Below are 12,738 nucleotides of genomic sequence, written 5' to 3' on the forward strand. Positions count from 1 at the left end.
GGTCCTCTGGAACAGTTGGTACAGAAGGACGTACAGGTTCAACAGGGGTAGAAGGAGTGGGGACAGAATCTGGAGATGAAGTGTCCTCCGGAACAGGGGGCTCAGATGGCCGAACTTCATCAGTAGAATCTTCAACTGGAACAAACGGTGCAGGCATAGGTTGCACAAAAGAATGGTCCTCTGGAACAGTTGGTACAGAAGGACGTACAGGTTCAACAGGGGTAGAAGGAGTGGGGACAGAATCTGGAGATGAAGTGTCCTCCGGAACAGGAGGCTCAGATGGCCGCACTTCATCAGTAGAATCTTCAACTGGAACAAACGGTGCAGGCATAGGTTGCACAAAAGAATGGTCCTCTGGAACAGTTGGTACAGAAGGACGTACAGGTTCAACAGGGGTAGAAGGAGTGGGGACAGAATCTGGAGATGAAGGAGATACCGGAACAGAAGACGGTGATAGAAACTCTATGAAATGATTATTAGATGGAATTTTCTAGGAAAAAAACTGCAGTTTAGAAGGCTGCTAGTAGGCAACCTTGCTCTTTAGAGAGGGAAATCAAAAAAATTTTATTTAGGAAAATAGTGTTGAATTCCATTCTTCTGATCGTAGGAATAAATCGTTGTTTTAATGATGATATCAGCTATTTTTTGCCGAATTTTTAAGAAAAATGCTTTTGTGGAAGTATGTAGCCTATATAGATGTTGATAGGGAGTGGGGTTTTCGGTCTTAGGGGTGATGTTTTTATTCTTGTATGGGGGTAGCAATGTTAAAAGGTCAAAAAACATGTCTAAGGTATTTTCTTGTCTAAAGGGGGGGGAGGAAAGGAAAAGAGAAGATTTAATGATTACGAAGATTTTAGGAGACTTTTGGGGGGGCTAGGGAGATAGGATTTCTGAGAGCTCTAGAGATGCAAGGGGATAAGATTTCTGGAGGATTGTGTGGGCATTCTTTATCGGCGATGATTGCGCTTTTGGGTGCTTAATTTAATCAGTGATCTTGATTATACCACATTCACCATTTTCGCTACCGAAGGAGAGGTTTTGCCCTGCTTGATCCCAGTTAAGTGCTGAGATAGCGCTTTTTCCATAACCTTTTAGAAGGACTTCTTTTCCATCATGAAAATGTGCCGCTAAAATCATTCCATCATTGAAGCCTATTGCTACAATTTCTTTGTTTGGGTGGCATGAAACGGTGCTAACAAGCGCATTTGCTCGTGTGCCTAGTTTTAGAGGTGTTTTTCCCATGGGGCCGTCTTTTGTATGAAAGGGCCAAACAATTGCGGCAGAGGCACCTGATGTTGCTAGCCATTTTCCTTTTGCGCTCCAAGACCAGCTTTTGACTTTGCTTGGGTAGCCACTCATCCGTAAATGTTGATTATCAGTGAGACGCCAACCGTGTAAGGCGTTTTCTTGCATCGTGGAAATGACATAGCGGTTGTCTGGTGAAAAGGTGACGCCACAATGAGCTCCTTTCCATACCAATGTGGTGGGAGATATTTGCGTTGATAACCAATGAAGAGTGACGCCATTGTAATGGGCAACGGCAAGTCGTAAACCCTTTGGGGCAAAAGCGAGTCCTTCTACACTACGTTCATGTGTGAGCTCTTGTTGTTCTTTTCCAACATGCGCAAATGCGAGACGTGAGGAGGAAAAAGCAAAAGCTTTTTGTGGACCAAAAGCAACGTTGTTTATCCATTTGCGTTCTTTTTGGCTTAACACTTCCGTGTGATCTGCTGCGGTTGTTTGACAGACTTTTCCATCTTCTCCACCGGTGATGATCGCGGTATTGTCATGGGAAAAATGGCTTGAAATTATTCCTTGGTGAACTTCAACGATTTGTGGGGCTGGATTAAAAAAAACAATGAAACCTTCTACGGAAACAAAGGCTGGTTTATTGCCTATAAAACCGCAGGAAAGGCAGTAACTTTTGAGATCATAATGGGTAATGTTTGGCATTATCACTCACTTATGCGCAATTTTCAAAACCAGTTTTTAATTTTTCAGCATCAAGAGAGCGTCCTATAAAAACAAGGCGACTTTCTCGTTTTTCATCTTCACGCCATGGGCGTTGATGTTGTCCCTCAAGAAGCATATGTATTGCTTGAATGACGTAACGATCATCGTCTCCTTGAAAGGCGATAATGCCTTTAAGGCGCAATATATCAGGTCCTTGTTGCTGTGTAACCTGCTGGATCCAAGGGAAAAACTTTTCTGGTTGCAGAACACCTGTTTTTAAACTTACAGAAGTGATGGTAATATCATGAATGGGGGATGCGTGATGATGGTCATGATCATGATTACAATCGGGACCACATACATGATCTGCGTGATGATGGTCAAGAAAATGGGGATCATTATCTAAAGTGCGTTGGAGATCAAAGAAGCCACGATCGAGGAGTTTATCAACAGGGATGTTAACGCGCTCTGTTGCGTAAATTATGGCTCTGGGATTAATGGCGAGAATAAGGGATTCAGCATGGCTGCGTTCTTGTTGGGTGACAAGATCAATCTTATTTAAAAGAATAATATCCGCGAAGGCAATTTGATCTTCAGCTTCACGACTTGTTTTCAGTTGAGAGGGAAAATGCTTTGCATCAACGACCGCTATGACACTGTCGAGAGCTGTTTTTTCATGGATAGTATCATCCATGAAAAAGGTCTGTGCTACAGGAACGGGATCAGCAAGCCCTGTCGTTTCTATAATGATCGCATCAAATCGATGAGAACGTTGCATCAGACTTTCCAGAATGCGAATGAGATCACCACGTACGGTGCAGCAAACACAGCCATTATTCATTTCATAAATTTCTTCGTCTGATTCAATGATCAGGTCATTATCAATACCAATTTCACCAAATTCATTGACAATGACGGCATAACGTTTGCCATGATTTTCACTGAGAATGCGGTTGAGAAGGGTGGTTTTTCCAGCACCAAGATAGCCTGTGAGAACCGTAACGGGAAGTTTTTTTGGGTGTGTCGTTTCCATGGAGAGACCTTTTATTGTTCTTTATTGCCATGTGTTTATGTTAAATCGATTGATATCATCAAGTAAATCACGAAGCTGAGACAGAACATGAGAAAAGATTGCTTCACCGGCTTGTGGTGTTGCTTTGCTTGCGTTTCCTGCCGCACCTTGCGTGTTCAGATCTCGCATTGTCCAACCAAAGGCATGAGGACCATAAGCACGTAAATATCGATAATTGGCAATCATATCCGCTTGTTTATTATGAAAATTTTTTGCCTTTTCCATATGGACTTTTTCTGGTGCTAAATAGAGCATGAGAGAGGTTTCGATAAAGCCTCCATGGATATCAAGATGTTGTTGAGACGGCTCTATGAGACCTTGTGGTAAACCAAAACGGCTCCAGCTTGTTGCTACAGCGAGCATGGAAAGGCGCCTTCGTAATTCGGTGATAACGATGCTCATTAAAGGTGAATTGCCTCCGTGAGCATTGAGAAGAAGAAGACGGTTGATCCCTTTGTGATAACAGTTTTCACCAATCTTTATCCATCGCTTAATCGCATCGGAAAAGGTAAGAGTTTGTGTACCTGTAACATCCATATGTTCTATAGAATAGCCAATCTTTTCAACCGGTAAAAGTGCGATATGAAACTGCTCTTTTGTTTGTAAAGTGAGGGCTTTTGCAAAAGCTTCAGCAATAATCCAGTCGGTTTCGAAAGGAAGGTGCTCTCCGTGATATTCGTGTGCGCCCAAAGGTAAAAGAGCGAGAAAAGGCTTGTTAGATACCATAAATTATTGCCTAAAAGAGAAGTTAACATAGACAAAGTGATCGAAGGTGCTGTCACTATTTAATCTATCTATAAGAGAAACGCAAATAGGCGTCTTTTTACATCACATATGGATGCATAAAAATGAGAGCTTTGTTAAAAATAGAGAAGCTTTTATTGAGCAATGCCAACGCAACTTTTCTGTAATATTAGGCAATCTTTCTCAAGATAGTTGTCTTTTGTAAGTATTTCTGATGTATATTATCATTTTTTAATAAATAAATATTTATGCATATTAAATACTTCACATAAATAATGAAAAATTATTTTTCATTATTTATTAAAAATGTAATTTTTTCTGTAAATTACATATTCTTTTTTATTATAGAGCGAGGATAATCAAAGTATTTCTATTATTGCAATAGTACAGACTTTTGTTGCAATCAGGAACTCTATTCAATTATCTGTATATTACAAAAGAATAGAAATATTTGTTGATTGATTTTACTTTGGATAGTGTCTTAACAGATTTTAGTGTTCATGAGAAAAAATAAATATAAAGGGAAGAATTCACGTAAGATGAATTTGTAATCTCATAGAGCAGTTTATAAGATGATTCAGTAAGAAACACCGTTGGATACATAATAAACAGAACGCCATTGTGTTGCACATTGACGCTTTTGTTTTAAAGAAACATTTCTCAAGGTATCCAAGCCTATTTTGCAACGGCGCCCGTGAATAGTATAACGGTAAAGCCTTATAATATAAAATCTATTGTGTTCCACCATATTTACACTTTTAAAGTAAAAATGGGTATCATCATTCACTTTGCTAGTTTTCAATACTGTGTTAACAGCGCTTGTTAGTTAAAATACCTCATAAGTGATATTTTCCTTTCTTCAAGTGTGTTTACACACACACACCGATCTCGTTTGTGATTTGCAAGTGAAGAAATTTGATTGATTCAATATAAACAGAGTTAAAATTAAGAGAGTTTTATAATCGTCAGCTTTCTCATTCAACATGCAAAACAATAAATTATTATTATAGATTAATATTTTGCGATTAAAGTGATCGGTTGATGAATTTATCATTCAATATCAGTTTTCATGGCGTTATTTTTTCAATGTGCTTACTTAAGTTGGTATTTTAAAAATGCAATTTTTTAGTAAGTTTCTCTATTCCTTTTCTTTCAAGAATTTGATTAATTCTTTATTATTATTATTTATTTTGCACAAATTGAAGACAGTTATGTGAATATTGCTAAAAATTTCGTTCAAAGAGAATTATTTGTTACTAATATAGAGTAAATATAATTACTTAAAATATAAATATGGTTGTGATCTACAATATTGACGAAAAATATGGAATAACTTTTATGAAAATTAAGAAAGAAAGTTTTTTTAGTATTTTGGGGATCATCTCATTTTTCATGACTCTCTTTTTATCTGGTTTTAGGTAGTTTGTTGGTGTTCTAGTATTGCTTATATTTTTTTTGTAAATCTGATAGATTTACTTATTTCATGCGTTTGTTTTATTAGGTTTGAAAGTCAATATTTTGTGTTCTTTATGCTGTATGGGATAAAGGGGGCTGAATTACCTTTTTTAAGATGCTAGCAGTATTTTTTTCTTTTTATATATCAGTAAAAGTTGAGAATCATTTTATTAACGTCTCTTCCATTTGAAAATAGAGATCTTAATTGCTTTTTATAATTTATACCTGTTTTATAGAAAAAGAGTACACTATTTTAAGGTTTATTTATTAGGATAAACTTGTTTTAGATCAAGGTTTTTATTCGATACCAATTTTATGTTTCAATATTACTGATGAGTTATATAATAAAAGATTCACTAACAATATTCTATTTTTGTTTTTATTTAAATAATATATAAGTATTATCATTATATTGACAGTTTTAAATGATATAGTTCTTTAAAACTTCATTTTAAATTATTTATAAAATCTCTATTATTTAACTTTTTAAATGAATTTGTTTTTTAATATTTATTATAATGAGAAATTTTATAAATTATTATTACTTTGAAGAATAGAAATAAAAAATGACAAAATATTACTGTTAGTATCTTAAGTTATTATAATGTAAAAGGAATAAATCGTTTTTATCATTTATTGTTTTTTGTGTATTTACATGTAATACATAATGTGTTATATTGTAATAACAAAATTACATATAATATTTTATTATGTCTGATTATATAAATGATTAAATATAAGTTTTGTTTTTTATATATGTGAAGATTACTTCATTTTTTCAGTGAAGAAAAAGAGGAGCAAAGAAAGCTATGTTTAAAATATTTAAAAATCGTGTATGTTCATTCACTTTTACACTATTTATTCTTTTTTTTGTACAAACTATAGCGGGAAATGCAAGTTTTTTAAAAAATCAATTTCAAGAGAGAATGGCAATTACTATTTCTACATTAGAAAAAAATGTAGCTATTAAAACTGTGAATAGAGCAGTTATTCAAGGCGTTGAGGAACAAGATGGTATTGCTTTGGGGAAAGCTGAAAAAGCTGCTGCCTTTTCAGGTTCAGCTTTTTGGGGGGGGTAGGTATTTTATCACTTCTTGCTTCTTTATGTATTGGGGATGTATTAGGTGCTGTTTTATCTCTTTGGGGAATATTCGTTACACTTTAATAGAAAGATCATCGATAAAGTCGATGACTTTTTTGTTCATTTCATTATGTTGAAAAAAATACATACTTGAAATCATTTATACTGTATTTGATAATAAAATTACTATTCTTAATAATAAATGTAGCTTTTATTAACATTATTAAAGTTCAATGTTTTACATTTATATTTTTTTTACAAAGTAGTGTAACCTGATTTTTTATAGTCTATGGTTATTATCCTAGTAATAAGGCTAGTATAATCACTCTCTCTAACAGCCTTTTAATATTGTCTACCTTCTCTCATATGAAGATTATTCATCAAAGGTATATTTTATCCTTTTTAAATTTTTTATCTTTCATAAGGGGATAAAATAAAAAATATCCCTGTATTCATGGCTCTCATGCAATAAGAAAAATGAGAAATTATTATTTATCATTTCAAATTTGTTTGATGTTAAATCCATCAAAAGTATTTTTTACGTATAACAAGTTGTGTTCGTGTATGGACAAAATTATTAAAGAAAAAAAGAGTAAAAATTCTTCTCATGAATTATCTCAAGTGCTATGCGCTGTTGTAATATTGGCAAATAAAATGATGATGCCAGTTTGTAGCTTTATAGAGCAAAGATAGTGATACACAATGAACCTTATGCCATCTCATGGGGTGGTTTATACTGTCGCATTTACGGGACATATTGTGAGAGCGAAGTGGTGATGTGCGTCGTTGGAAAATGCTTTTATTAAAACAGAAGCCTGAATTTTTGATACAAGTGTATTCTGGGTTGTTCTGTTGCGTAAGGGAAGGATACTGTTAAGTAAAGTAATTTAGGAGTGTTTATAGCTTAGCGGAAGAAGGGCAATGAAGTAAAAGGTCTTGTTTAGCACGAAGACGTGCAATCCATTGATCTTCACGAATAGCAGTATTATGTACTGTAATGAGTTCGTTTTTTTTAATTGCGGCTGTTACTGTTGCTTTTTCCAAAAGACCACAAGGAATGGCGTGGTGAGCGCGTGCTTCTGCAATGTTCATTATCCAAGCACGATAAGTATAAAGACCGATAAAGTCTAGCTGATCACCTGGATGTAAATCTTTTTTAGCAACAGCACAGACTTCTACTACGGGATGGCTAAGAGGAACCATATCTTTTTTGCCATAAAGCATAATACGTGCGCAGGTGAGGGGAACTTCCATTGCTGTTAAATGATAGGGGCGATGAAAGGTGAAGTAAGGCCCCTGACCAATTTTTAAATCTTCCATACGTTCGCGTAAACGCGGGTGTGCTATTTCGGCAATGACAAAGACACCAGGTGAAACACCTAGACCTATTGAATAATCTACAACACCATATTGCTGTAAAATGCCCCCATCTTGTTTTGGAATAAGCACTTTGTTTAAATCTTGTAGCGCTGCTCGTGGTCCATGCATTCCTGGGCAATCGGGGAGAAGTCCGGTGGCATTGGCAATGGCTGCCATTTCAACCATCGTTTTGGAACCATCAATAAATTCGACCAACATGCGCACATTCATATTACGCCGGTATGCTTCTTCTTCGTAAGCGTCAGGTGTAGCATCAAAGCGCAGAGGATTATTTTTTCCTTTACCCGCTGCAACAATCTTATGTCCAAGGGCTGAAACAAATTCTATGAGTTCCATACAAGCAGTTGGTTCATCGCCGGCACCAAGTGTATAAATAAGCCCTCGTTTTTCTGCTTCATGTTTGAGATAAGCGCCAATTGTAACATCTGCTTCAACATTCATCATGACAAGATGTTTGTTATTCTCAAGCGCTTTGATACCAATTTCTGCTCCTGCTTCGGGATAGCCTGTTGCATCAACGATAATATCAATTTGTTCATGACGTAAAACAAGGTTAATATCATCTGTTGCTGCAATCAAATTTTTTTCAATGCTTTGCGTGAGAGCATAAGTATTTTCAACTTCACAGACATGTCCACCCTCGCCATAGGCTAGTGTAGCGGCATCAAAAATACGTGACGGCGTTCTAGTGGCTACAGCTGCGACTGTTATACCATCCATATGTGCAATACTTGATAATAAATCTGTGCCCATTTCACCACAACCAATCAGTCCAATACGGATGGGGGGATGCTTTTCTGCACGTTGTTTTAAATCATGCGCTAAACCTGTTAGGTTCACATTGCTTGCCATTCTTTTTTCCCATTTGAAAACTATTCTGCTAAAGAACTTTTCTCATTCATAAAGTGCATTTGTTTTTAAGACAATTAATCTTTTATTCTTGATGCTCTAATCAATGGATTTTATAAAAGCAAGAGGGGTGGTTGCTTTTATCAAATAAAATAGGAATAGCGTTATGCAGCAAAAAATAGCAGTACAAGATGTCACCAGTTTTATTGGGAAAGAAATGGGATTATCGGAGTGGCGTCTTGTTACACAGGATATGATTAATCAGTTTGCATGTGCTACAGATGATCATCAATGGATACACGTTGATGAGGAAAAGGCTAAAAAGACACCTTTTGGCGGCACGATTGCTCATGGTTTTTTAACATTATCGCTTTTGTCTACGCTCGCTTATGAGGCGCTTCCAGAGTTAGAAGGGAGCACAATGGGGATTAATTATGGTTTCGATAAAGTACGCTTCATGAGTCCTGTGAAAACAGGGGTACGGATACGTGCGCGTTTTGTGTTAGACGACGCAGAAATTCGCCCTTCTGGTCGAGTGGTTTTCCATTATGGGGTTACGGTGGAAATTGAAAAGTTAAAAAAACCAGCTCTTACAGCTCAATGGCTTATTGTTGCTATTTTGGAAGAAAAACCTTCCAATATCTAGATTATTTGAGTGCTTTATTTTATAAAATTTTTATACAATTCTATTAGAAGTTTCTTCAATGATAATATTGAGAATAATCTATAGGATGATAGATATAGTGGAGCTATCATAGCGTTGATGGCCATAGCAGGTTGCTATTTTCCTAGATCGTTTTGAAGAGGAGTTTCTTAATGTAGATAGTGCATTGCTTCACGCTTTTGTTTATAGCGTTCTTTAATGGGATCATACCCATCACGTAAAACAGAACGCTTCAAATGGAATATACTTGCGTTGTCAATTCACGGGCTTATTTTAAAGAAACATCTCTCAACGCTTGTTACACCCATTTCGCAATGGCGCCTGTGAATGGTATAATGATAAAGCCATTGAGCACCCCTATCTTTATGCTTTGTAAAGAAGAAAGCCGACACCATCATATTATATGCTAACCGCCAATGTTAAGACAGGTCTTGGCGCTTGAGATAATTCATAAGAGGCATGCCTGCCTTCTTTTCTTATATAGTTTTTACTCACCCAGCTCTTCCCGCTTGTAACGTGCAAGCGAGAGGTTTTGGTTGATTCTATATAAGTTCAATATGTTCTCTAAGGTTGGGAAAGGTCGTGACCAATGTCTTAATTTGACATGATAATTTATCATTTTTATGTTAAGAGAGAGTCTCACATACTGTGAGATCTCTTATTTTATCCCCTTTTATATTCAATCAATTAAAACTATTTTCTTTCATTTTACAAACGGATGGGAAGAGATAAAAACTGTTTAAGAAAAAAGTTCCTAATCTCTTATGAGCGTTTTCGATAGGCAAGGGGGAAGCACTTTGGAAGTGGCAAAGAGGATGATGGTATTGGCATGTGAAATTCTAAGTCTTTTAATGTTTTGTTTTATCAAGTTTTTGTACGATTTTATCAGAAGTCCATTGGGTTATAATATTGAGCATGATCAAAAGGATGATGACGATGGTCATGATGAAGGTATTATAGCGTTGATAGCCGTAGCGGATTGCCATATCCCCTAAACCGCCTCCACCAAGATATCCAGCAAGTGAGGTGGCTCCTATGAGAGAAATGACCATGACTGTAAAACCTGTAATCAGGCTAGGGAGAGCTTCAGGAATAAGAACATGTCTGATAATTTGAAGACGGCTTGCCCCCATAGAGCGGATCGCTTCAATAAGACCGTTTTCAACGGTTTTAAAAGAGAGTTCCGCCATGCGTGCATAAAAAGGGATAGCTGAAATGGTCAGTATAAAAATTACAGCAGGCATTCCTATCCCTCTTCCTACAACGATACGCGTAACGGGAAGAAGATAAAATGCAAGAATAATAAAGGGAATGGCACGAATACTGTCAATGATCATGCTTAAAGGGCGATTGATGAGAGATGAGGAAAAAATCCCCCCGCGTGCTGTTGTGTGAAGAAGAAGACCAAGGGGAAGCCCTATAATAAATGCCATAAAAGAAGCACTAAGTGTCATCAATATTGTATCAATAACAGCTTGGGGAAGTTCATGAGACAGAACATTAAACATAGCCTAAGACCTCACAATATCGTCCTTTTTTCGTTAACCATTGAACAGCTTTTTCTAAAGCTTCTTTATCTTCTCCAGGAAGAGCCAAGAAGAGTCTCCCGATGGTTTCATCTTGAACTGTATCAATGCCACCATGCAAAATACGTGCTTTTAAACCACTCTCATTTTCTAGAAGATGAAGAAAAGGCTGCTGGGCAATTTCACCGGCAATATTAATTTCAATGACAGCTTCTCGCCCGATTGGTTTGAGATTTTTCGCAAATTTTTCAGGAAGTTGCGGGGTGACAAGCTTGAGCATGGCTATGGTTGTATCGTCTTGCGGTGATGTAAAGATGTCTTTCACACGTCCTTCTTCTACAATGTTCCCCTGATTAAGAACAACAACGCGATGCGCTATGGTGCGCACAACTTCCATTTCATGGGTGATGAGCACAATCGTGAGATTGAGGTGTTTATTAATATCAGCAAGGAGCTCTAGAATAGATTGTGTTGTTTCAGGGTCAAGAGCAGAGGTAGCTTCATCTGATAACAATATTTTAGGATTAGCAGCGAGCGCACGAGCAATGCCAACGCGTTGTTTTTGCCCCCCTGACAATTGTGCCGGATAGCAATATTCTTTCCCAGATAACCCAACCAATTCAATCAGTTCAAGGGCACGTTTGTGGCGTTGTTTTTTACTTACACCACTTAATTTAAGCGGCAATGCAATGTTATCAAGAATATTTTGCGATGAGAGAAGATTGAAATGTTGAAAAATCATCCCAATTCGTTGACGGTAAGGCGCCCATTCTATCTCTGATAGATTGGAAATATCAACACCTTCAAAAAAAATGGACCCTGCATCAATCTTCTCTAACCCATTTAAACAGCGGATAAGTGTTGATTTTCCTGCTCCACTGCGCCCAATAATGCCAAGGATTTCACCAGCATGGATATTTAAAGAGAGATTATTAATTACCGGAATACCAGCCGTTTTGTTAAAACAACGGCTGATGTTTTTTAAGGAGATAAGAGTAGGTTTTTCCATTCACAATTACTCGGACATTTGGCACAATTACTCGGACATTTGGCACAATTACTCGGATATTTGGCACAATTACCAAGATGTTTGGGCGGTTTTGCCAAAAATCTCTTTGATTTTTGCACGGATAAGATCGTTATTGTAAGCGGCAACTAATTTTTTAACCCATGGCTCATCTTTTTCGCTCGTGCGTACAACGATGATATTATCATAAGGATTATTTTTTGCGCTCTCCCATGCGACTACATCTTTTTCGAAGTTTAATCCGGAAACAATAGCCCAGTTTGTGTTTATAATTGCAAGATCAAAATCGTCAATAGCTCGCCCTAACATACCGGCATCGAGCTCACGAATTTGCAGGTTTTTAGGATTTTCGATAATATCAAGCGGAGATGCAAGAATATTATGAGAATCTTTTAATTTAATGAGACCTAAAGAATTGAGAAGAAGTAAGGCTCTTCCACCATTAGATGGGTCGTTCGGAATACCAACATGTGCACCATCACGAAGATCTTTTAAGTCTTTTATTTTGTGTGAATAAACACCGATTGGAGCAATAAATGTATAGCCGACAATTGAAAGTTTATAGCCACGTTGTTTCATTTGTTCATTAAGATAAGGGGCGTGCTGAAAAGCATTCGCATCGATCTCTCCTGCGTTAACAGCGTCATTAGGCAAAGCGTAATCAGAAAAATAAACGAGTTCAATATCTAAACCGTCTTTTTTAGCCTGTTCAGCAGCAGTTTTCCAAATAATCGCATCCCGCCCTTCCATAATACCAAGTTTGATTTTTGATTTGTCTGTAGCCATGACAAAGACCGTAGATAAAAAAAGAGCAAAGAGAGAGAGGAATAATCCTATAATCCGACTACGAGAAAAAAATTTTAATGTCATGTACTTTTAACTTTCTTTTCCAGGAGATTTTTTGAGGGAAGTGTCAATATGCTCTGTATTTTTTTAGGGAGATTTAAAGTTATACAAGCTTTAGAGAATATTCAATCACTTTTATTT

At 36.7% G+C, this 12,738-nt stretch carries 9 protein-coding genes and 1 pseudogene; 3 read left to right on the top strand and 7 right to left on the bottom strand.

Going from position 1 to position 12,738, the window contains the following annotated elements; all coding sequences use genetic code 11:
* Positions 1 to 473 (top strand): annotated as a pseudogene (locus ACFIK7_RS00575) (hypothetical protein); the annotation flags it as partial.
* A 508-nt stretch (positions 474 to 981) separates the two neighbouring features.
* On the opposite strand, the gene ACFIK7_RS00580 reads toward ACFIK7_RS00575, so the two are convergent.
* Genes ACFIK7_RS00580 through ACFIK7_RS00590 form a run of 3 tightly spaced genes read right to left on the bottom strand, consistent with a single transcriptional unit; the run spans position 982 to position 3,751 of the window.
* On the bottom strand, positions 982 to 1,953 hold the full coding sequence (locus ACFIK7_RS00580) for a WD40 repeat domain-containing protein (protein WP_375662743.1): 972 nt from the start codon (positions 1,951 to 1,953) through the stop codon (positions 982 to 984).
* Positions 1,954 to 1,963: 10 nt separating this feature from the next.
* On the bottom strand, positions 1,964 to 2,986 hold the full coding sequence (locus ACFIK7_RS00585) for a CobW family GTP-binding protein (protein WP_375662744.1): 1,023 nt from the start codon (positions 2,984 to 2,986) through the stop codon (positions 1,964 to 1,966).
* Between the two features lie 21 nt (positions 2,987 to 3,007).
* The gene (locus ACFIK7_RS00590; RefSeq protein WP_273791688.1) at positions 3,008 to 3,751 is read right to left on the bottom strand and encodes a creatininase family protein; all 744 of its coding nucleotides are present in this window, start codon (positions 3,749 to 3,751) and stop codon (positions 3,008 to 3,010) included.
* Between the two features lie 2,282 nt (positions 3,752 to 6,033).
* Between ACFIK7_RS00590 and ACFIK7_RS00595 the strand changes: the two genes are divergently transcribed.
* Entirely contained in the window at positions 6,034 to 6,303 is a 270-nt protein-coding gene (locus ACFIK7_RS00595) for a hypothetical protein (RefSeq protein ID WP_375631492.1), read from the top strand.
* Between the two features lie 899 nt (positions 6,304 to 7,202).
* On the opposite strand, the gene ACFIK7_RS00600 is transcribed toward ACFIK7_RS00595, so the two are convergent.
* Complete coding sequence (locus ACFIK7_RS00600; RefSeq protein ID WP_375662745.1) at positions 7,203 to 8,537, bottom strand: NAD(P)H-dependent oxidoreductase; 1,335 nt, start codon at positions 8,535 to 8,537, stop codon at positions 7,203 to 7,205.
* A gap of 163 nt (positions 8,538 to 8,700) precedes the next feature.
* Between ACFIK7_RS00600 and ACFIK7_RS00605 the strand changes: the two genes are divergently transcribed.
* Entirely contained in the window at positions 8,701 to 9,180 is a 480-nt protein-coding gene (locus tag ACFIK7_RS00605) for a MaoC family dehydratase (protein WP_273791472.1), read from the top strand.
* An 866-nt stretch (positions 9,181 to 10,046) separates the two neighbouring features.
* Here ACFIK7_RS00605 and ACFIK7_RS00610 read toward each other — a convergent pair.
* The 3 genes from ACFIK7_RS00610 to ACFIK7_RS00620 form a co-directional block, all read right to left on the bottom strand.
* The gene (locus ACFIK7_RS00610; RefSeq protein ID WP_015856780.1) at positions 10,047 to 10,706 is read right to left on the bottom strand and encodes a methionine ABC transporter permease; all 660 of its coding nucleotides are present in this window, start codon (positions 10,704 to 10,706) and stop codon (positions 10,047 to 10,049) included.
* Positions 10,699 to 11,733, bottom strand: coding sequence for a methionine ABC transporter ATP-binding protein (locus ACFIK7_RS00615; protein ID WP_273791471.1), 1,035 nt, complete (start codon positions 11,731 to 11,733; stop codon positions 10,699 to 10,701). The genes ACFIK7_RS00610 and ACFIK7_RS00615 overlap by 8 nt, the downstream gene beginning before the upstream one ends.
* A 69-nt stretch (positions 11,734 to 11,802) precedes the next feature.
* Positions 11,803 to 12,621: a MetQ/NlpA family ABC transporter substrate-binding protein gene (locus tag ACFIK7_RS00620; protein ID WP_375662746.1), complete on the bottom strand. Its 819-nt coding sequence runs from the start codon at positions 12,619 to 12,621 to the stop codon at positions 11,803 to 11,805.
* Positions 12,622 to 12,738: the final 117 nt, after the last annotated feature.

The sequence above is a fragment of the Bartonella sp. CL266QHHD genome (assembly GCF_042195355.1).
GTDB lineage: Bacteria > Pseudomonadota > Alphaproteobacteria > Rhizobiales > Rhizobiaceae > Bartonella.